Genomic DNA, 19,510 nt, shown 5'->3' on the forward strand with positions numbered 1-19,510 from the left:
GAGAAAGCCAATCTTCGCTGAGAAGGCACCCACGATGAAAGCCATCCTGACACTCGACAATCTCGCGTCCGGTCTCGTGACCACGATCTGGACGCCGGTGTTCGTCGCGATCTTTCTCGCGATCATCGCCTACGCATTATGGCCCCGTAACAAGGCTGCGTTCGACGAAGCAGCACACCTGCCGTTGCGGGAGGAGTGAGAGACCATGACCGATCATCATAGCGACATCGATTCCGTCACCGGCAAGTCCACGACCGGACATGAATGGGACGGCATCAAGGAGCTCAACACGCCGCTGCCGCGCTGGTGGGTGATCAGCTTCTACCTCACCATCGTCTGGTCGATCGGCTACTGGATCGTGTATCCGGCCTGGCCCCTGATCTCCAGCAATACCACGGGCCTGTTCGGCTACTCGACACGCGCCGATGTCGCGGTCGAGCTCGCCAATCTCGAGAAGATCCGCGGAGCCAAGATGGTTGCGCTGGGCGCGGCCTCGCTCGCCGACATCGAGAAGGACCCGGCGCTGCTGGCGCTCGCGCGCGCCAAGGGCAAGACCGTGTTCGGCGACAATTGCGCGCCATGTCACGGCTCAGGCGGCGCGGGTGCCAAGGGCTATCCGAATCTGAACGACGACGACTGGCTGTGGGGCGGTTCGCTCGACCAGATCATGCAGACCATCCAGTTCGGCGCACGTTCCGGCCACGCCAAGACGCATGAAGGCCAGATGCTCGCATTCGGCAAGGACGGCGTGCTGAAGCCGGATGAGATCGTCACGGCCGCCAACTATGTCCGGGCACTGTCGGGCCTTCCGACCCGCAAGGGCTATGACGCGGCCAAGGGCGAGAAGATCTTCGCGGAGAATTGCGTCGCCTGCCATGGCGACGGCGGCAAGGGCAACCCGGAGATGGGTGCCCCTAACCTGACCGATAAGATCTGGCTCTATGGTTCGGACGAGGCGACGCTGATCGAGACCATCAGCCAGGGCCGCGCGGGCGTGATGCCGGCCTGGGAAGGGCGGCTCGATCCCGCCACCATCAAGGCGATGGCAGTTTACGTCCACTCGCTGGGCGGCGGAAAATAGCCAATCCGGGACAAGCGGGGGCGAACAAAAAAAGCCCCCGCTTGCGCTGGATCAACTGACGCGGCGGCGTCGGGTCTAGGTTTTATCGCACCTCTCGAAAAGCTGCAGGCGATGAACAGGACCGCGAACCCAAAAGAGCTCCCATTAGACGATGACAACGGGCCGCTCTATGTGGCCCAGAAGAAAGTCTATCCCCAGAGCACCTCCGGCACCTTCCGCCGGATCAAATGGGGCCTGATGGCCTTCTGCCTCGGCGTCTACTACTTCCTGCCGTTCGTGCGCTGGAACCGCGGACTCGGCGCTCCCAGCCAAGCGGTGCTGATCGATCTTCCCAACAGTCGCTTCTATTTCTTCTTCATCGAGCTGTGGCCGCAGGAGGTCTACTACTTCACCGGCCTGCTGATCGTCGCCGCGGTGGCGCTATTCCTGATGAACTCGGTCGGCGGCCGTATCTGGTGCGGCTATCTCTGTCCGCAGACGGTGTGGACCGACCTGTTCTATGCGGTCGAGCGTCTGATCGAGGGTGACCGGCGCGAGCGGATGAAGAAGGACAAATCGTCCGACCCGATGAAGCTGGAGCGGATCTCCGAGATCGTGCTCAAGCATTCGATCTGGCTCTTGATCGGGTGGTGGACCGGCGGCGCCTGGGTGCTCTATTTCAACGACGCACCGACGCTGGTCAAGGAACTCGTCACGTTCCAGGCGCCGATGCTCGCCTATGTCTGGATCGGCATTCTCACCGCGACGACCTATCTGCTCGCCGGCTACATGCGCGAGCAGGTCTGCACCTATATGTGCCCGTGGCCGCGCATCCAGGCGGCGCTGACCGATGAATGGGCGCTCAACGTCACCTACCGCTACGACCGAGGCGAGAAGCGTACGTCGGTGAAGAAGGCGGCCGAGCTGCGCGCGCTCGGGCAGCAGGTTGGTGATTGCGTCGATTGCTACCAGTGCGTGGCGGTCTGCCCGACCGGCATCGACATCCGCAACGGACCGCAGATGGAATGCATCCAGTGCGGGCTCTGCATTGATGCCTGCGACAATGTGATGACGAAAATCGGCCGGCCGAAGCGGCTGATCGGCTATGACAACGACGTCAACATCCAGCGCCGCCAGGAAGGCAAGGCGCCGATCTACCGCATCGTCCGGGCCCGCACCGTCGCCTACAGCGCGATCATCGCGGCGGTCGGCGGCATCATGATCTATACGCTGGCGACTCGCAGCCTGCTCGACGTCAACGTGCTGCACGACCGCAACCCGATCGCGGTCAGGCTCAGCGACGGCTCGATCCGCAATGCCTACACGGTGCGGCTGCTCAACAAGAGCGGTTACGACCGGGTCATCGCGATCGACGCGAGCGGCCCGGTCAATGCGACAATCCATGTCATCGGAATCGATTCTGTGACGTCGGACCGGCCGATGATCGTGGTTCCGCGCGACTCCACCAGCGAGCTGCGGCTGCTCGTGACCGCTCCGGTGGAGGGCAATCCGGAAAAGTCCATCCCGGTTCACTTTCACGTCACCGATATCGGCCTCGGCGAAGTCGCCAGCGCCACCGACAATTTCGTCGCGCCCTAGGATCAGGAGTTCGCCATGGCAACCAAGCCGCTGACCGGAACAAAAGTGTTTCTGATGCTGGTCGCCTTCTTCGGCGTCGTGATCGGCGTCAACGCGACCATGATGAAGCTCGCGATCGCGACGCTGCCAGGGACGGACGTCGACAGCCCCTATGCCGCGGGCCTCACCTATGACCGCGAAATTTCGGCGGCGCAGGACCAGGCCGCGCGCAAATGGAAGGTCAACGCCCATGTCGAGCGCCGCGCCGATGGCGGCGCCGTGCTTCAGGTCGAGGCGCGCGACGCGAGCGGCCAGCCGATCGCCGGACTGAAATTCGGCGGCCGCCTGGAGCGGCCGACTGACAAGCGCGCCGATCTCGCCATCGAGCTCTCGGAGGCCGGCATCGGCCTCTATCGCGGCAATGTCGCATCGGTCGCGCCGGGCCAATGGGACCTGGTGATCGAGGGCGAGGCGCGGGGAACGCGCGTGTTCAAGTCCCGCAACCGCGTGATCCTGAACTGAAGGATTTTGCCATGCACGTCTCGCGGGACTTTTCGCATTACGTCCGGACTGCGGGCGAGGGCGTCCAGCACATCGATCTCGCGGTCGAGGGCGTGCACTGCGCCGGCTGCATGGCCAAGATCGAGCGCGGGCTATCCGCGATTCCCGACGTCATGCTGGCGCGCGTGAACCTCACCGACCGGCGCGTTGCACTGGAATGGAAGGCGGGCACGCTCGATCCTATCAGCTTCATCGACCGCCTCGAAGAGCTCGGCTATAAGGCCTATCCTTACGAGACCGAGAGCGCGGAGGCGACCGAGGTCGCCGAATCGCGCTTCCTGCTGCGCTGCCTCGGCGTCGCCGCGTTCGCCACCATGAACGTGATGATGCTATCGATCCCGGTGTGGTCCGGCAACGTCTCGGACATGCTGCCGGAGCAGCGCGATTTCTTCCACTGGCTGTCGGCGCTGATCGCGCTGCCGGCGGCGGCCTATGCCGGCCAGCCGTTCTTCCGCTCGGCCTGGCGCGCGCTGTCGGCCAGGACCACCAACATGGACGTGCCGATCTCGATCGGCGTGACGCTGGCGCTCGGCATGTCCGTGGTCGAGACCATCAACCACGCCGAGCACGCCTATTTCGACGCGGCGATCATGCTGCTCACTTTCCTCCTGGTCGGTCGCTTCCTCGACCAGAACATGCGGCGGCGGACCCGCGCGGTCGCGGGCAATCTCGCCGCGCTTAAGGCGGAGACCGCGGCCAAGTTCGTCGGGCCCGACGAGATATCCCAAGTGCCGGTGGCCGCGATCTATCCCGGCGACATCGTGCTGCTGCGGCCCGGCGAGCGCTGCGCGGTCGACGGCACTGTGATCGAGGGCCGTTCCGAGATCGACCAGAGCCTGATCACCGGCGAGACGCTCTATGTCACGGCCGAGCAGGGCACGCCGGTCTATGCGGGATCGATGAACATCTCAGGGACCTTGCGGGTGCGGGTCTCGGCGGCCTCCGAGGCGACGCTGCTCGCCGAGATCACGCGGCTGCTCGACAATGCGCTGCAGGCGCGCTCGCGCTACATGCGGCTCGCAGACCGCGCTTCGCGACTCTACGCGCCGGTGGTGCATGCCACCGCGCTCGTCACCATCCTCGGCTGGGTCATCGCGGACGCCGGCTGGCATGATGCCATCGTGACCGGCGTCGCGGTGCTGATCATCACCTGTCCCTGCGCGCTCGGGCTCGCCATTCCGACGGTACAGACCGTGGCCTCTGGCGCGATGTTCAAGGCGGGTGTGCTGCTGAATTCCGGCGATGCCATCGAGCGTCTCGCGGAAGCCGATCACGTCATCTTCGACAAGACCGGCACGCTGACGCTGCCCGATCTCGAAGTGATGAATGCGGCCGATATTCCCGCCGATATCTTCGAGCTTGCCGGGCGGCTCGCGCTGTCGAGCCATCATCCGGTCGCCGCCGCGGTCGCGCAGGCCTCCGACGCCAGATCGCCGATCGTTAGCGCGGTCGAGGAGGCCGGCCAGGGCGTGCGCGCTGTGCTCGATGGCATCGAGATTCGCCTCGGCCGTCCGTCCTTCTGCGGCGCCGAGACGCTGGTCTCCGACGTGACAAATCTCGATCCCGAAGCCTCCGTCGTGGCGTTCAGCAATGGCAGCGAAAAATTCATCCTCTCCGTGCGCCAGGGCCTCCGTCCCGATGCGCAGGCTGTGATCGCGGCGCTGAAGGCGCGCAATATCGGCATCGAGATTCTCTCCGGCGACCGTGAACCGGCGGTGATCGCGGCGGCCCATGCGCTGGGTATCTCCGAATGGCGAGCCGGCGTGACCCCGGCCGACAAGATCGCGCGGATCGAGGTCTTGAAGCAGCGGGGCATGAAGGTCCTGATGGTCGGCGACGGCATGAATGATGCGCCGTCGCTGGCGGCAGCGCACGTCTCGATGTCGCCGATCTCGGCCGCGCATTTGAGCCAGGCGACCGCCGATCTCGTCTTTCTCGGCCGGCCGCTGGCTCCGGTCGTCGCCGCCATCGATGCTTCGCGCAAGGCGCTGCACCTGATGCGGCAGAATCTCTGGCTGGCGATCGGCTACAATTTCCTCGCGGTGCCGGTCGCGATCAGCGGCGTCGTCACGCCCTTGATCGCGGCTGCCGCCATGAGCGGATCGTCGATCCTGGTGATGCTGAATTCGCTGCGTGCGCGCGGCGCCCCGCGGGAGATCGTGTGATGGAAATTCTGGTCATCCTGGTGCCGCTGGCGCTGATGCTCGGTCTCGCCGGTCTGGCCGCTTTCCTTTGGTCGCTTCGAAGCGGCCAGTACGACGATCTCGACGGCGCCGCCTGGCGCGCCATCGCCGACGACGAGCCGCCGCAGGAGGCGCCGGCCAAGCGCTAGCGCTTCAAGGCGAGCGTCAGCAGGGCCGCGACAGCGAGCGCCAGGCCCACCCCGGCCACGCAGGCATGCCAGCCATACGCGTCGAACAGCCGGCCGAGGACGGCGGTGCCGACGAGCCCACCGCAGAAATAGCAGGCGAGATAGGTGCCGCTGGCGATGCCGCGGTTTACAGCCGCAGCCTGTCCGACGAATCCTGTCGCAGCCGCTTGCGCGGAAAAGGTGCCGCTTCCGACCAGAACCATCCCGGCGAGGACCGCGCCCAGGTGCGGGACCAACATCAGCGGCAAGCCGACCCCGGCGATGGCGAGCGAGCCCCAGATCGTCGGACGCGTTCCGAGGCGCGACGCCACTTTGCCAGCCAGCAACGTGGTGACCACCGACGGCAGGAAGACGAAGTAAACGAAGCCGAGGTCCATCATGCCCAGCGACAGCGGTGGTCGAACCAGAACGAAATTGACGAATGTGAAGGTGCCGATGAATGCGAACAGGATGCAGAAGCCGATGCCGTAGGCGGCACGCAGCCGTGCATCCTGCCACTGCGCGATCGTCGCGGCAAACGCCGATGCCGTCGACGTCGTTGCACGCGTCGGCTGTACGCGCGCAATGGTGAAATAGACCAGGGCGGCACCGGCCAGATTGAGGGCCGCGAAGAAGTAGAAATTCCATGCCAGGCCAAGGCTATCGGCGATCGCCCCGAGACCAGCCGGCCGACGAGATTGCTGGCGACGTTTCCTGTGATGTAGGCGGCAAAGGCGCCGCCGGAATCCATTGCGCTGCATTGCTCGCCGAGATGAGCCAATGTCAACGCGAAGGCGGATGCCATGCAGAGGCCCTGCGCGACCCGCAGGCCGGTGAAGACGGCAAGATTGGGCGCAGTCGCCAGCAGGCTCGTCGGAATCGCGAGCAGGGTCAGGCTGAGCAGGATGCCGGTCCGCCTGTCGATGTGCGGGCTGAGAAGGCCGACGACGAGGCCTGCGACAGCCATGCCGAACGTGCTGGCGTTGACGGCCAGGCTCATCGCGGCCGGCGTGACGCCGTAGCGGCGCGTCAGCGAGGGCAGGATCGCCTGTGTCGCGAAGAGATCGACGACCGTCAGGAAGGCAGTGAGGCCGATCACGAGAGAGCGAAGCGCAAGACCTGGTGAATGCGCGTCCATCGTCATCGCGGTTGGTTTGATCGGCGCGGAAAGATCGGTCATGGCAGGCCTCCCTTGTGATGAATGTGGCGCCCGCATGCGGGGCAGCATGGGGATCGCGGGCGCCACATTCCGTCACGCGTGCGCTGGGGTCGCGCACCCGTTACATGTTGTGGTCGTGCGGGTCCTTGCGGACGTCGCCGACATAGAGAATGACCGTTTCCTTGCCGAGGTTCTTCCACCAGTGCGAGGTGCCGGACACCTCCGGGCGGATGTCGGCGGCCTTGTGCACGATCGGATCGACGCAGTTGGAAACGTGTTCGACGATCTCGCCTTGCTGCACGAAGATCAGGGCAGGGCGGTCGTCATGGCTGTGCCAGGGCACGATGCCGCCGGGCTCGATGGTCAGCTTGCGGAAGCGCAGCTCGCGGCCTTCGATATGCGCCGGCTGTTTGCCGAGGTCGATGGCGCCGAGCGTGACGTCGGTGACGCCGACCGGCTTGTAGTCGACCATCTGCTGCGCGTTCGGCTTGATCTTGTCGGCCGGGCATTCGCCGGCGGAGACTGGCTGCGCCGAGAGTGTCAATACGCCGAGGATGGCCAGGCCGGGCCAGACCGCACGCGACAATGTGTGATGCTTGAACATCGGGACGTCTCCTGTGTTGGCCGCAACCGCAATGGTCGCTGGCTCTGTTGGGACTTTCGTCGAGAGGGCGCTCGTTCTGAAATGCTCTTTCGCTCTCGCTGCGATAGACCGGCGCTATCGGGCCCGATAGGCGCTCGCTATCGAACCGATTGGGGATTGGCATTTCCGCTTCCCGAGCGACTGGCGTTCGATGGTGGGGCGCCCGGTTGGCGGGCGTTCACGTCACTCCGGAGGAACATCTCATGACGAAATTGTCCAAGACCTTGATTGCCACGGCTGCGTTCGTGGTCATCGCCACATCGGCCTTCTCGGAAGCCACATGGGACTTCAAGGCCGGCATGGCCTACATGTATGGCGGACCCGGCAAGATGTCGGCGATGGCCATGGCCCCGGCGGAGAAGAACCACGAGGCCATGATGAAGAACGCCAAGAAAGTCCCCGACAACACCGTCTTCTTCATGGACAACGGATCGCTGTATTCCACCTCGGGGCGCCTGGACCCGACCGGCAATTTCTACGTGAACTGATCGCGTGCGCATGACGGCCGCCCCTTGCGGGCGGCCGGATCGGGCACCTAATATTCGTCCCCTGAACGCTGGAGCGCAAGATGACCTCTCTCTCGCCGGCCGATGCCGAGCGGCTTAAACACGCCTTCCAGCGCTGCCGTGACATGGATGGCACGCTGAACGAGCAGCTCCGCGCCTATGCCGACGCCAGCCGCGACGTGTTCCCGGCCTATGGCGAAGCAGTCGACAATCTGGTGACCAGATTGAATGGAAACGGCGGCGGCGAGACCGCGCCGCGTCCGGGCGAGTCGATGCCGCCGTTCATGTTGCCGGACGAGAGCGGGCGTCTCGTCGCGCTGTCCTCACTGCTGGAGAGCGGCCCGGTCGCCGTGATGTTTTTCCGCGGCCATTGGTGTCCCTATTGCCGGCTCAATGTCCGCGCGGTGGTCCAGGCGCTGGACCGCGTCGAGTCCATGGGTGCGCGCATAGTCGCGATCATGCCGGAGACGCAGGAATACACCCAGCAGCTCAAGGCGGAAGCTGGTGCCCCATTTCCGATCCTGACCGACCTCGACAACGGCTATGCGTTGTCGCTCAATCTCGCGATCTGGCTCGGTGCCGAGATCCAGCACCTGTTGTCCTATCAGGACATGGCGAAATTCCACGGCAATGATGGCTGGATGCTGCCGATCCCGGCCGTGTTCGTCGTTGGTCGCGACGGTCTCGTGAAAGCCCGCTTCGTCGATCCGGATTTCCGCAAGCGAATCGAGATCGATGATCTGCTTGAAGCGTTGGAAGGCGCGAGCAGGGAGGCCTGAAAGAGTGAGGAGCGAGCGTGGCTGCTACCCCGCAATCTCCCGCCAATCCGCACCGCGCAACATGCGCATAACGGCATTGGCCACCGCCGTGCGCTGCCGGCCGGCCACCCCGTAGAGGCTGACGGTGCGACGGGCGTCCAGCCCGGCGACCGCAGCGCGCGTCAACGTCTCCGGAACGGGCGAGGTGTGCGGCAGCATGGCGACGCCGATGTCGGCCTCGACCAGCTCGATCAAATCGCGCTCGTTCGAGATTTCGTGACCCTGCTCGATCGCGATGCCGTGCTCGCGCAGGCTCGCCGAGATACGGGCGGAATGCTCGCAAAACGTCCGGCTCAGCAGCTGCTCCGCGCGCAGATCGTCCAGTTCGATGCTGCTGCGGCCGGCGAGGCGGTGTCCGTCGCTGACCACGAGCTCGAAGCTCTCGGTGAACAGCGGCCAGACATCGAGCCGCTCCCAGGCCTCGTCGATGTCCGCGGCAATCCCTAGCTCGGCCTCGCCCTTCTTCAGGAACTCGGCCACTTCACGACTCGAGCCGCGCAGGAAGCGGAATTCGAGCCGGTTGAACTGCCGCTTGATCTGGTTGAGATGCGGAATGAGGAGCGACAGGTCGATCGCATGCGTCAGCGCGACGCGGAGCGCGCCGATCTCGCCGCTCCGGAACGAGGAGGCCAGCGATCGGGCGCCGGTGGCCGCTTCGAAACACTGCTTCAGCAGCGGATGCATGCGCTGGCCGAGCTCGGTCAATTGCGCCGCGGGCCGTTCGCGGCGAAACAGATCGCCGCCGAGCTCGGCCTCGAGCTGCTTGATCGCGCGCGTCAGCGAAGGCTGCGTCACGTTGCATTCCTCGGCGGCACGCGTGAAGTTCAAGAGTTGCGCCACCGCGAGGAAATAGCGGACCTGGTGCATTTCCATGGATCGGCTCCCGGCAAGATCAGCCGAAAGCTAGCCGATCGGCGCGGAGAATGACATCCCGACCGCAATAGAGCACAGGCATGGTTTCGGAAGCCAACGGGCATTTCCGTCAAACCCGGCGATGCTTCACAGTCGGCTCAGCACAAGTCGTCATGCCAAAGGAGTTTGCCCGTGAATATGTCCGTCAAGCCGCAGACGTCCGCCTCCCGGGCGCTCGCGGGCAAGGTTGCGCTGGTCACGGGCTCAACCAGTGGCATCGGCCTCGGTATCGCGCGGGCACTTGCCGCGGCCGGCGCCGACATCGTGCTGAACGGCCTTGGTGTGGCGGCCGAGCTCGACCGGACGCGCGAGCAGATCGCGGCGGAGTTCGGCGTCAAGGCAAGGTTTTCGCCGGCCGACATGACCAGACCGAATTCGATCGCCGAAATGATCGCGGCGACGGTTGCGCAGGCCGGCCGCCTGGATATCCTGATCAACAATGCCGGCATCCAGCACGTTGCGCCGCTGGAGCAGTTTCCGGTCGAGAAATGGGACCAGATCCTCGCGATCAATCTGTCGTCGGCCTTCCACACCACGCGGCTCGCGCTGCCCGCAATGCGACAGAACGGGTTCGGGCGGATCATCAACATCGCCTCCGCGCACGGCCTGGTCGCCTCGCCGTTCAAGGCGGCCTACGTCGCCGCCAAGCACGGCATCGTCGGGCTCACAAGGTGACCGCGCTGGAGACGGCAGAAGAGGGCATTACCTGCAACGCGATCTGTCCCGGCTATGTCTATACGCCACTGGTCGAGGCGCAGATCGATGGGCAGGCCAAGGCGCATGGAATCTCGCGTGACCAGGTGATCCGTGACGTGCTGCTGGCGCAACAGCCGAACAAGCGCTTCTCGACCGTCGAGGAGCTCGGTGCGCTCAGCGTATTTCTGTCCACCAACGCAGCGGCCACGATCACCGGGATTGCGTTGCCCGTGGACGGAGGCTGGACCGCGCATTGAGGCGAGCGCGTAACATAGGATCGTTAGGAGCGAACATGGCAAGGGTACGGGCTCTCAGGGAGCAGAATATGAACGATGTGAAGCGCGATACCAGCGTGTCGAAGGATCTGCCCGGCCAGGTGGTGCTGGTGCTTCAGGGCGGCGGTGCACTCGGATCCTATCAGGCCGGGGTGTACCAGGCGCTGCACGAGGCCGGCATCGAGCCGGACTGGATCATCGGCACCTCGATCGGCGCCATCAATGCGTGGCTCATTGCGGGCAACGCGCCTGACCAGCGGCTGCTGCGCCTGAAGCAGTTCTGGAAACGGATGGAGCAGAATCCGGTCTGGAATCTGCGCACCCCGTTTGCCGGCTTCAATGAAAAGCTCGCCTATTGGTCGACCTTGACCCACGGCATTCCCGGCTTCTTCCGTCCCAATCCATTGGCGCATGCGGGCGATTCCTATCCGCTCGGAGCCGATCACGCCGGCTTCTATTCGACGGCGCCGCTGGAGCGGACGCTGCTCGAGCTTGTCGATTTCGGCCGGATCAACCGCTGCGCGCCACGGTTGACGGTCGGCGCCGCTCACGTCCGCAGCAGCCAGATGCACTATTTCGACAGCCGCGACGGCGAGCTGACGGTGAAGCATGTCATGGCTTCGGGCGCGCTGCCGCCGGCGTTTCCGGCGGTACGCATCGACGGCGAGCTCTATTGGGACGGCGGCATTCTGTCGAACACGCCGACCGAGGCCGTCTTCGACGACAATCCGCGCAAAAATTCGCTGATCCTCGCCGTGCATTTGTGGAATCCCGCCGGCGCCGAGCCGACCACGATGGCGGAGGTGCTGAACCGGCACAAGGATGTGCAATATTCCAGCCGGATCGCGAGCCAGATCACGCGCCAGCAGCAAACCCATCGCCTGCGCCACGTCATTAGCCAGCTCGCCGCGCGACTGCCTGAAAGCGAGCGCAGCAATCCGGCGGTGAGGGAATTGATCGACTACGGCTGCCCGACCAGGATGCATGTCGTGCGCCTGCTTGCGCCGCAGCTCGACCGCGAGAGCCACACCAAGGATATCGACTTCAGTCCGTCCGGCATCATGCGGCGCTGGGATGCCGGCTATTCGCACACAAAGTCAGTGCTTGAGCGAAGGCCGTGGGTTGGCGAGTTCGATCCGCTCGCGAGCGTGGTGCTGCACGAACATATGGACGAGATGCCGATGGCGGCGGAGTAGGGCCGCAAGCGATCGTCCCCTTCATCGAATTGCCACATGCCTTGCGGATTGTCGGTCCTGGTCCGCAATCGAAAGTCCCTGCAGGTGGTGTCCGGGAGCGAACTTGAATCTGCCCTTGATACCGTCCGCGCCAACGCGGCGGGACCGGTCGCCGGCGTGTTCGGCCCTGACACGGTGACCTGGCAAATCGACCGCGAGGCCGTGATCTTTCTCGGCGCCGGCCGGGCGCTGCTCCTTCAACTCGCGCATCCCTGGGTCGCCGCCGCCATCGCCGAGCATTCGAAAACCCTCGCTGATCCGATCGGACGATTTCACCGCACCTTCGACATCGTCTTTGCCATGGTGTTCGGTTCGCTTGACCGCGCGCTGTTGTCGTCGCGGCAATTGCACCGGCGCCACAGCATGATCGTCGGCGAGATGCCCGAGACCGTCGGTCCATTCGCGGCAGGCTCGCGCTACTGTGCCAACGACATCCCGTCGCTGCGCTGGGTTCATGCCACGCTGGTCGAGGCCGCGCTGATGGCGCATGATCTGGTCTTGCCGCCGCTCGCGGCGGACGAACGCGAACGCTACTGGGCCGAGAGTCGGTTGTTCGGTGCGTTGTTCGGGTTGACGGCGCACGATCTGCCGGCGGACTGGTCCGGCTTTGCGGCCTACACCGCGGCAATGACGCAGTCGGATACGCTGACCGTCAGCCCGGCCGCGCGCGAGATCGCCGCGCAGATCTTTGGTGGAGCGCGCCCTTGGTTGCGTCCGCCGCGCTGGTATCGCGCGCTCACCGCGAGCCTGCTGCCGGAAAGCTTGCGTGTGGGATTCGGGTTCGAGCTTGACGAGCGTGACACCAGATCCGCCGAGAAGGCGCTGCGATGGATACGGCGGGTCTATCCAAGGTTGCCAGACCGGCTGCGCTATGTCGGTCCCTACCAGGAAGCGCAAGCGCGGCTGCGCGGAGAGCCGCAGCCCGACTGGATGACGCGGTGCCTCAACCGTGCCTGGATCGGACGGTCGCAGATGGATGTGCGCGGGAGGGGGTGAAGTCCTCCGCCGTTGCCACAAACCACCGTCATTGCGAGGAGCTCTTGCGACGAAGCAATCCAGGCTGCTGCCACGGAAACAGTCTGGATTGCTTCGCTACGCTCGCAATGACGAGGACACGCAGGCCTCACACCGCCGCCAGCTTCCGGTACAGCGCGTTGTAGCTGCCGGCCGGGATGCTCCAGGAGAACGACCGTCCCATCGCACTGCGACGCATGGTGTCGAGCTGGTCCTGCGCCATGAAGGCGGAGAACGCACGGCGGACGCCGCCGAGGAAGGATTCATGCGAAGGTTTTGAGAACAGGAAGCCGGTTTCGCCGTCGGTAATGGTCTCGGCGAGGCCGCCGGTCTGGTGGCCGATCGGCAGCGAGCCGAAGCGCTGGGCGTACATCTGGCTGAGCCCGCAGGGCTCGAAGCGTGACGGCATCAATGTGAAGTCGCTACCGGCGAAGATACGGCGCGCCTGGGCCTCGTTGAAGCCGATCACGACCCCGATCGCGTCAGGCCGCCGGCGATGCGCGTCGATTAGCGCCTGCTCGAGCGCCGGCTCGCCGGAGCCGGTGACCACGATCTGCCCGCCGGCATCGACGATCTCGTCGGCCGCCGCCAGCACGAGGTCGATGCCCTTCTGGTGCACGAGGCGGGCGACGATGCCGAACATCGGGCCGCGCGACACCGCAAGCCCGAACTGCTTGCGCACGTAATCCGCATTGGCCTTCTTGCCGACCCAGTCGCCGGCGCCGAACTGCTGGGCAAGCTGGGCGCAGGAACGCGGGTCCCAGCTCTCGTCGATGCCGTTGAGGATGCCGGTGAGCTCGGCCGCGTCGGAGCGGACTCGAAGCAGGCCTTCGAGACCGCAGCCGAATTCATCCGTGGTGATCTCCCGCGCATAGGTGCCGCTGACTGTGGTGAGATGCGAGGCGTAGACCAGCCCGGCCTTGAGGAAGGAGAGCTGGTCGTAGAACTCGACGCCGTCGATGTGGAAGGAGCTCTCCGGCGCGCCGATCCGCCGCAGCGAGTCCTTCGGGAAGAGGCCCTGATAGGCGAGGTTGTGAATGGTCAGGATCGACGGCAGCTTGGAGCCGCGCCAGGCGAGGTAGGCCGGCACGAGCGAAGCCTGCCAGTCATTGGCGTGGATCAGGTCTGCTGCCCAATCCTTGTCCAGCGTGCCCATCGCCAGCTCAGCGGCGGCCGAGGCAAAGCGCGCGAAACGGATGTCGTTATCGGGCCAGTCGCGCCCGGACTCGTCGCCATAGGGGTTGCCGGGCCGGTCGTAGAGTTGCGAGCACAACAGCACATAGACCGGCAGGCCGTCCTTGGTCGCGGCGCGGCCGAGCGAGCAGGCCGGCATCTCCGCGAACGCCGGACAGCGGCCAACGACCTGAATATGCGTGAGTTGTTCGATGATGTCGCGATAGCCGGGCAACATGACCCGCATGTCGGCGAAAGGACGAAGGGCTCGGGGGAGTGCAGCGGAAACGGCTCCAAGTCCGCCGACGCGGACAAAGTCGTCCATTTCTGTCGTAACGAACAAGACCCTCAAGAACTGCTGCCCTCTGCCGGAGCCCGATTGCTGCTATGCAAGAACGGGTCCAGTTGCCCTGGAATTCCCAAGCCCGCCCGCGAGACGTGTCTGTTCGGTAAAGACTTTCCTACTCAGCGGCCGCCCTCTAGGGTCGGCGCACCAACAACAGAGAACTTCGATAAGTTCCTAAGTGACTCAAGGACGCAAGCAGGCATGCAGCTATCAGATAAGCATGAGGGGACCACGCCAAAGGCCTTCGCCGGCCTTAGGGTCCTGGATTTTTCGACCACCATCGCCGGTCCCCATTGTGCGCGGATGCTCGCCGACATGGGCGCCGAGGTCATCAAGATCGAGACCGACGGCGGCGAGACGATGCGGACCCGGCCGCCGCTGCGCAAGGGCTGCAGCACCGTGTTCGGCCAGCTCAACGTCGGCAAGAAGAGCGTCGTGCTCGACCTCAAGTCCGAGGACGGCAAGGAGGCGGTCCGCCGGCTGGCCGCGACTGCCGACATCCTGGTCGAGAACTTCCGCCCGGGCGTGATGCATCGGCTGCGGCTCGACTATGACAGAATACGCACGGTCAGCCCGAAGTTGATCTACTGCTCGATCTCCGGCTACGGCCAGAGCGGCCCGTCGGCCGAGCTGCCGGCCTATGCGCCGGTGATCCATGCAGCCTCGGGCTACGACATGGCGCATCTCGCCTATCAGCCCGGCCGCAGCCGCCCGGATTATTGCGGCATCTACCATGCCGACGTCGTCACCGGCACCTACGGGTTCGGCGCGATCGCGTCGGCGCTCTACCAGCGCACCCTGACTGGGCTCGGCCAGCATATCGACGTTTCCATGCTGGAATCGATGCTGACGCTGACATTGATCGAGTTGCAGAACTCGCAGTTCACCGTGAAGCCGCCGCCGCGCCCGATGTTCGGGCCGACCGAGACGGCGAGCGGTTATGTCATGATCACGGTTGCCAGCGAGAAGACGTTTCAGGGACTGATGGGAGTGATCGGCCGCCCCGAATGGATCTCCGATCCGCGCTTCTCCACCTACGCCGCGCGTCGCGATCATTGGGCCGACTTGATGGACGGTGTCGAGGCCTGGTCGCGGCAGCTCTCGACCGATGTCTGTCTTGTCGCGTTAGGTGCGGCCGGCGTGCCGGCCTCGGCCTACCGCACTGTGTCCGAAGCACTGGCCGATCCGCAGCTCGCGCACCGAGAGGCGCTCTCGTCTGTCGAGGATGAAGGCGGCTCGTTCCAGGTCCTCAATCTGCCGTTCCGGATGACCGGTGCTGATACAACACCGGGCAAGACGATGGCCGTTCTTGGCGAGCACACGGACGGACTGCGCGCGGAGATCGGGCTCACCGACAATGCGCCAATTCCGTCAGGCAAAACAGCCGTGCAAGGCTGAGGGCAAGGCTGACGGCAAGTCTCACGGGAAGTCTGACGGATACCACGCTGTGGCAAGCAATGCGGCGTTGCGCGTGGCCGGCTTGCCATCATCCGTCAGCCTAAATTAGACAGGTCCGAGTTTGTCTCGTCCCGCCGCCCATGCCATGGTGGCGACGACAAGAAAAATATCCGGGAGGACGCCAATGAAAAGTTTCAAGGTCGCCGATTTCAAGGCGCCGCTGCAGGAGTTCGACGAGGCCACGCCGCAACCGTCCGGCACGCAGGTGCTGATCAAGGTGAAGGCCGCCGGCGTCTGCCATAGCGACCTTCACATTTGGGAAGGTGGCTACGATCTCGGCCACGGCCGCAAGCCGCTCTCGCTGAAGGACCGCGGCATCAACCTGCCGCTGACCATGGGGCACGAGACGGTCGGCGAGGTGCTCGCCTTCGGCCCGGACGTGAAGTCGTCGGACCAGGGCGACGTGAAGATCGGCGATGTCGGGCTGGTCTATCCCTGGATCGGTTGCGGCAAATGCGCGACCTGTCTCGCCGGTGACGAGAACATGTGCCTGACGCCGCGCTCGCTCGGCGTCTATTGCGACGGCGGCTATTCCGACCACATGCTGGTGCCGCATCCGCGCTATTTGCTCAACCTCAAAGGCCTCGATCCCGCGTCAGCTGCACCCTACGCCTGCTCGGGCGTCACGACCTACAGCGCGCTGAAGAAGCTCGAGCAGCACTTCCACACGCCGATCGTGATGTTCGGCGCCGGCGGACTTGGCCTGATGGCACTGTCGCTGCTGAAGGCGATGGGCGGCAAGGGCGCGATCATGGTCGACATCGACGCGAAGAAACGCGAAGCGGCGGAGCAAGCCGGCGCGCTCGCGACCGTCGATCCCAAGGCGGCCGACGCGCTGGAGCAGCTTGCCAAGAAAGCCGGTGGTCCCATCCGCGCCGTGCTCGATCTCGTCGGAAACGCCGCCACCACGCAACTCGGCTTCGACTGCCTGACCAAGGGCGGCAAGCTCGTCCTCGTCGGCCTGTTCGGCGGCGGTGCGACCTGGGCGCTGCCGCTGATTCCGATCAAGGCGGTGACGATCCAGGGCAGCTATGTCGGCAATTTGCGCGAGACGCAGGAGCTGCTCGACCTCGTGCGAGCGAAGAACATAGCGCCGATCCCCGTGACGCGGCAGCCGCTCGCCAAGGCCAACGACGCGCTGGTGCAGCTGCAGCAGGGCGCGGTGGTTGGCCGCACGGTGCTGACGCCGTAACCAACGCTCCATCCTCCGTCATTGCGAGGAGCGAAGCGACGAAGCAACCCAGAGTGTTTCCGCAGATGCAGTTCTGGATTGCTTCGCTTCGCTCGCAATGACGATTTAGCTCGCTCCTCCTGAGGCTTCCCATGTCCGCAAATAACGCCTTCCACATTGCCGTGCTTGCCGGTGACGGCATCGGTCCCGAAGTCATGGCGCCGGCCATCGAAGTCCTGCGCAAGATCGAGACGAAATCCGGCCTGAGCTTTCGCTTCACCGAGGGGCCGGCGGGCGCCAATCATTATCTCGCCGCCGGCAAGTCGATGCCGGACACCACCATCAAGCTGTGCGAGGAGGCGGACGCGATCCTGCTCGGCGCCTGCGGCCTGCCGTCGGTGCGCTACCCTGACAACACCGAGATCGCGCCGCAGATCGAGCTGCGCTTCATCTTCGATCTCTATGCCGGTGTGCGCCCGGCGCGGCTCATTCCGGGCGTGCCGAGTCCGATCGTCGGCGCCGACCAGCGCGGCATCGATCTCGTCGTGATCAGGGAGTCCACCGAAGGCCTGTTCGCCTCGATGGGCAAGGGCGTCGTCACCCATGAGGAGGCGCGCGAGACCATGCTGATCACGCGCAAGACGTCCGAGCGCCTGTTCGAGTTCTCGTTTCGTCTCGCCGAGCGGCGCAAGGCGCGCGGCAAGCCCGGCGCGCTGGCCTGCGTCGACAAGGCGAACGTGTTCAAGGCCTTTGCGTTCTTCCGCGGCATCTTCGACGAGATCGCCAAGCGTCATCCGGAGGTGAAGACCGACCGGCTCTATGTCGACGCCTGCTCGGCGATGCTGGTGAAGCGTCCCTGGGATTTCGACGTGATGGTGATGGAGAACATGTTCGGCGACATCGTCTCCGACATCACCGCGAGCCTGATCGGCGGCCTCGGCATGGCGCCGTCGGCCGACATCGGCGACAAATACGCCGTGTTCCAGCCGTGCCACGGCACCGCGCCCGACATCATGGGGCAGGGCAAAGCCAATCCCACCGGGATGATCCTGTCGGCTGCAATGATGCTGGACTGGCTCGCCGACAAGCACGGCGTCGAAGGAGCGGCCGAGGCCGGCGAGACCATCGAGCGTGCGGTGGACAAGGTCTATGCCGACGGTCTCAAGCCGATGGAATTTGGTGGCCGCAACGGAACCGCCGACATCACGAAGGCGGTGCTTGCGGCGCTGTAGTCAAGGAAGAGAGGCCTCGCGGCCCCTCGCAATTCACCAGCGACGCCAGTGGCGGTGGCCGCCCCAGCCCCACGGACGGCCGCCGTAGAAGCGTCGCGGGCCGCCGTAAAAACCGTAGGCGCCGTAATAATTCGGACGCCAGAAGCAGCGACCCCAGGGGTTGCAGACCCAGCGCACCTGATCGACGTCGGCTGCCGGGCCGCTCGCGATACGGTCGGCCTGCGGAATGCCGTTCGGCATCGCTGCGAGTGCCTGTCCTGATGCGAGAGCGGCGCCGCCCAGGGCAGCCAGACCAACAACAGCAAATTTCAGTTTCATCGCAATCTCCCTCGTTTGATGGCGAGAGAACTTCCAGCAAATCAGCCGGTTGCTATGGTGTTGCGGGGCCGTGGGAATTTAATCTTCCTGAATGCATGTTCAGTTTGCCCGCCGTCATCGCGAAGAGCCAAGCAGGCAGAGGCACTCTGGATTGTTTCATTTTGCTCGCTGGCGACGGAATCACTGTCCCTGGAACTGCGGCTTGCGCTTCTCCATGAAGGCCTGCCGGCCCTCGCGAAAATCCACGCTGTCCATACAGGCCGTGCCGACCGCCCTGATCGCGTCCATGTCGCGCGCGCTTTCGTCCTTCAACACTTGCGCGATGGTGAGCTTGGCGGCCTTGATCGCGAGCGGCGCATTTTGCGAGATCGTCTCGGCGATGGCCATGGTCTCGCCCCAGAGCTGATCCTCCGGAAGCACGCGCTCGACCAACCCGATGCGCAGCGCTTCCGACGCATCGATGCGCATGCCCGTATACATCAGGAGCCGTGCCCAGGACGGGCCAACCAGCGACACCAAGTGCCGCAAGCCGTCATAGCCATAAGCGATGCCGAGCTTCGCCGCGGGAATGCCGAACTGGCTGCCATGGGAGGCGATGCGGATGTCGGCGAGCATCGCCACCTGCATGCCGCCGCCGAGACAAAAACCCTGGATGCAGGCAATCGTTGGCTTGGGATAATCGGCGAGCAGCGCGCGCTGGGCGGCGCTGCGTTTTGCGTATTCCTCGGAAGCGGCGGCGTTATGGCGCGTCTTCTCGAACTGGCTGATGTCGGCGCCCGACACGAATGCCTTGCCACCGCCGCCGCGCAGGATCACGACGCGCACGGCAGCGTCATCGCGTAAGGCGGTCAGCGCCTCGCCAAATCCCTCCCACATCTCCAGCGACATCGCGTTGCGCTTGTCGGGATTGTTGAACGTGATCACGCCGACGCCACTGGCTGTGTGCTTGAGGATCTTGCCGTCGGCGTAGGGAATTTCGGTCGTGCTGGACATGTCGGACATCGC

At 64.8% G+C, this 19,510-nt stretch carries 18 protein-coding genes and 2 pseudogenes; 14 read left to right on the plus strand and 6 right to left on the minus strand.

The window, feature by feature from the left end:
- Positions 1-34 precede the first annotated feature (34 nt).
- From IVB42_RS32565 to ccoS, 6 genes are all read left to right on the plus strand, one after another.
- Positions 35-199 carry a CcoQ/FixQ family Cbb3-type cytochrome c oxidase assembly chaperone gene (locus tag IVB42_RS32565; protein ID WP_018457132.1) on the plus strand — a complete coding sequence of 55 codons (165 nt, stop codon included), beginning with the start codon at positions 35-37 and terminating at the stop codon, positions 197-199.
- A 6-nt stretch (positions 200-205) separates the two neighbouring features.
- Positions 206-1,081 carry a cytochrome-c oxidase, cbb3-type subunit III gene (gene ccoP / locus IVB42_RS32570; RefSeq protein WP_018457131.1) on the plus strand — a complete coding sequence of 292 codons (876 nt, stop codon included), beginning with the start codon at positions 206-208 and terminating at the stop codon, positions 1,079-1,081.
- A gap of 111 nt (positions 1,082-1,192) precedes the next feature.
- Positions 1,193-2,659, plus strand: coding sequence for a cytochrome c oxidase accessory protein CcoG (ccoG, locus tag IVB42_RS32575; protein WP_247394555.1), 1,467 nt, complete (start codon positions 1,193-1,195; stop codon positions 2,657-2,659).
- A gap of 15 nt (positions 2,660-2,674) precedes the next feature.
- Complete coding sequence (locus tag IVB42_RS32580) at positions 2,675-3,160, plus strand: FixH family protein (RefSeq protein WP_247394533.1); 486 nt, start codon at positions 2,675-2,677, stop codon at positions 3,158-3,160.
- Between the two features lie 11 nt (positions 3,161-3,171).
- Positions 3,172-5,364 carry a cation-translocating P-type ATPase gene (locus tag IVB42_RS32585; protein WP_085362247.1) on the plus strand — a complete coding sequence of 731 codons (2,193 nt, stop codon included), beginning with the start codon at positions 3,172-3,174 and terminating at the stop codon, positions 5,362-5,364.
- Complete coding sequence (gene ccoS, locus IVB42_RS32590; RefSeq protein WP_007594007.1) at positions 5,364-5,531, plus strand: cbb3-type cytochrome oxidase assembly protein CcoS; 168 nt, start codon at positions 5,364-5,366, stop codon at positions 5,529-5,531. Before IVB42_RS32585 ends, ccoS begins: the two co-directional genes overlap by 1 nt.
- Here the strand turns inward: ccoS and IVB42_RS32595 are convergent.
- Both IVB42_RS32595 and IVB42_RS32600 read right to left on the minus strand, forming a co-directional pair.
- A pseudogene (locus IVB42_RS32595) lies at positions 5,528-6,729 on the minus strand (MFS transporter). The gene ccoS and the pseudogene IVB42_RS32595 overlap by 4 nt on opposite strands.
- A 100-nt stretch (positions 6,730-6,829) precedes the next feature.
- Positions 6,830-7,312, minus strand: a complete 483-nt coding sequence (locus tag IVB42_RS32600) for a cupin (RefSeq protein ID WP_247471844.1) — start codon at positions 7,310-7,312, stop codon at positions 6,830-6,832.
- A gap of 242 nt (positions 7,313-7,554) precedes the next feature.
- Between IVB42_RS32600 and IVB42_RS32605 the strand changes: the two genes are divergently transcribed.
- Positions 7,555-7,839 (plus strand): hypothetical protein, encoded by a 285-nt coding sequence (locus IVB42_RS32605; protein WP_247394530.1) that lies wholly within the window; start codon positions 7,555-7,557, stop codon positions 7,837-7,839.
- 80 nt (positions 7,840-7,919) lie between these two features.
- Positions 7,920-8,636 carry a peroxiredoxin-like family protein gene (locus IVB42_RS32610; RefSeq protein ID WP_085362251.1) on the plus strand — a complete coding sequence of 239 codons (717 nt, stop codon included), beginning with the start codon at positions 7,920-7,922 and terminating at the stop codon, positions 8,634-8,636.
- A 24-nt stretch (positions 8,637-8,660) separates the two neighbouring features.
- Here the strand turns inward: IVB42_RS32610 and IVB42_RS32615 are convergent, their stop codons facing one another.
- Positions 8,661-9,548, minus strand: a complete 888-nt coding sequence (locus tag IVB42_RS32615; protein ID WP_247394527.1) for a LysR family transcriptional regulator — start codon at positions 9,546-9,548, stop codon at positions 8,661-8,663.
- 177 nt (positions 9,549-9,725) lie between these two features.
- Here IVB42_RS32615 and IVB42_RS32620 point away from each other — a divergent pair.
- From IVB42_RS32620 to IVB42_RS32630, 3 genes and pseudogenes are all read left to right on the plus strand, one after another.
- Positions 9,726-10,540: pseudogene (locus IVB42_RS32620) on the plus strand (3-hydroxybutyrate dehydrogenase).
- A 68-nt stretch (positions 10,541-10,608) separates the two neighbouring features.
- Positions 10,609-11,754: a patatin-like phospholipase family protein gene (locus tag IVB42_RS32625; RefSeq protein WP_247394524.1), complete on the plus strand. Its 1,146-nt coding sequence runs from the start codon at positions 10,609-10,611 to the stop codon at positions 11,752-11,754.
- 84 nt (positions 11,755-11,838) lie between these two features.
- A complete protein-coding gene (locus tag IVB42_RS32630) occupies positions 11,839-12,789 on the plus strand; it encodes an oxygenase MpaB family protein (protein ID WP_247394718.1) in 951 nt (316 codons plus the stop codon).
- Positions 12,790-12,916: 127 nt separating this feature from the next.
- On the opposite strand, the gene glgA is transcribed toward IVB42_RS32630, so the two are convergent.
- On the minus strand, positions 12,917-14,332 hold the full coding sequence (gene glgA / locus IVB42_RS32635) for a glycogen synthase GlgA (RefSeq protein WP_247454664.1): 1,416 nt from the start codon (positions 14,330-14,332) through the stop codon (positions 12,917-12,919).
- Positions 14,333-14,527: 195 nt separating this feature from the next.
- On the opposite strand from glgA, the gene IVB42_RS32640 reads away from it, so the two are divergent.
- The 3 genes from IVB42_RS32640 (at position 14,528) to IVB42_RS32650 (ending at position 18,187) form a co-directional block, all read left to right on the plus strand.
- Positions 14,528-15,724 (plus strand): CaiB/BaiF CoA-transferase family protein, encoded by a 1,197-nt coding sequence (locus tag IVB42_RS32640; RefSeq protein ID WP_247394520.1) that lies wholly within the window; start codon positions 14,528-14,530, stop codon positions 15,722-15,724.
- A gap of 184 nt (positions 15,725-15,908) precedes the next feature.
- Positions 15,909-16,976: an alcohol dehydrogenase gene (locus IVB42_RS32645; protein WP_247394517.1), complete on the plus strand. Its 1,068-nt coding sequence runs from the start codon at positions 15,909-15,911 to the stop codon at positions 16,974-16,976.
- 131 nt (positions 16,977-17,107) lie between these two features.
- Positions 17,108-18,187: an isocitrate/isopropylmalate dehydrogenase family protein gene (locus IVB42_RS32650; RefSeq protein WP_247394500.1), complete on the plus strand. Its 1,080-nt coding sequence runs from the start codon at positions 17,108-17,110 to the stop codon at positions 18,185-18,187.
- Between the two features lie 33 nt (positions 18,188-18,220).
- Here the strand turns inward: IVB42_RS32650 and IVB42_RS32655 are convergent, their stop codons facing one another.
- Positions 18,221-18,505 (minus strand): hypothetical protein, encoded by a 285-nt coding sequence (locus tag IVB42_RS32655; RefSeq protein WP_085352111.1) that lies wholly within the window; start codon positions 18,503-18,505, stop codon positions 18,221-18,223.
- A gap of 180 nt (positions 18,506-18,685) precedes the next feature.
- The gene (locus IVB42_RS32660) at positions 18,686-19,507 is read right to left on the minus strand and encodes an enoyl-CoA hydratase (protein ID WP_018457114.1); all 822 of its coding nucleotides are present in this window, start codon (positions 19,505-19,507) and stop codon (positions 18,686-18,688) included.
- Positions 19,508-19,510: the final 3 nt, after the last annotated feature.

It is taken from the genome of Bradyrhizobium sp. 45 (assembly GCF_023073155.1).
GTDB lineage: Bacteria > Pseudomonadota > Alphaproteobacteria > Rhizobiales > Xanthobacteraceae > Bradyrhizobium > Bradyrhizobium canariense_D.

Coding starts and splice junctions, on each gene's coding strand:
- IVB42_RS32565 (WP_018457132.1), top strand. CDS start 35: ATGAAAGCCATCCTGACACTCGACAATCTCGCGTCCGGTCTCGTGACC.
- ccoP (WP_018457131.1), top strand. CDS start 206: ATGACCGATCATCATAGCGACATCGATTCCGTCACCGGCAAGTCCACG.
- ccoG (WP_247394555.1), top strand. CDS start 1,193: ATGAACAGGACCGCGAACCCAAAAGAGCTCCCATTAGACGATGACAAC.
- IVB42_RS32580 (WP_247394533.1), top strand. CDS start 2,675: ATGGCAACCAAGCCGCTGACCGGAACAAAAGTGTTTCTGATGCTGGTC.
- IVB42_RS32585 (WP_085362247.1), top strand. CDS start 3,172: ATGCACGTCTCGCGGGACTTTTCGCATTACGTCCGGACTGCGGGCGAG.
- ccoS (WP_007594007.1), top strand. CDS start 5,364: ATGGAAATTCTGGTCATCCTGGTGCCGCTGGCGCTGATGCTCGGTCTC.
- IVB42_RS32600 (WP_247471844.1), bottom strand. CDS start 7,312: ATGTTCAAGCATCACACATTGTCGCGTGCGGTCTGGCCCGGCCTGGCC.
- IVB42_RS32605 (WP_247394530.1), top strand. CDS start 7,555: ATGACGAAATTGTCCAAGACCTTGATTGCCACGGCTGCGTTCGTGGTC.
- IVB42_RS32610 (WP_085362251.1), top strand. CDS start 7,920: ATGACCTCTCTCTCGCCGGCCGATGCCGAGCGGCTTAAACACGCCTTC.
- IVB42_RS32615 (WP_247394527.1), bottom strand. CDS start 9,548: ATGGAAATGCACCAGGTCCGCTATTTCCTCGCGGTGGCGCAACTCTTG.
- IVB42_RS32625 (WP_247394524.1), top strand. CDS start 10,609: ATGAACGATGTGAAGCGCGATACCAGCGTGTCGAAGGATCTGCCCGGC.
- IVB42_RS32640 (WP_247394520.1), top strand. CDS start 14,528: ATGCAGCTATCAGATAAGCATGAGGGGACCACGCCAAAGGCCTTCGCC.
- IVB42_RS32645 (WP_247394517.1), top strand. CDS start 15,909: ATGAAAAGTTTCAAGGTCGCCGATTTCAAGGCGCCGCTGCAGGAGTTC.
- IVB42_RS32650 (WP_247394500.1), top strand. CDS start 17,108: ATGTCCGCAAATAACGCCTTCCACATTGCCGTGCTTGCCGGTGACGGC.
- IVB42_RS32655 (WP_085352111.1), bottom strand. CDS start 18,505: ATGAAACTGAAATTTGCTGTTGTTGGTCTGGCTGCCCTGGGCGGCGCC.
- IVB42_RS32660 (WP_018457114.1), bottom strand. CDS start 19,507: ATGTCCGACATGTCCAGCACGACCGAAATTCCCTACGCCGACGGCAAG.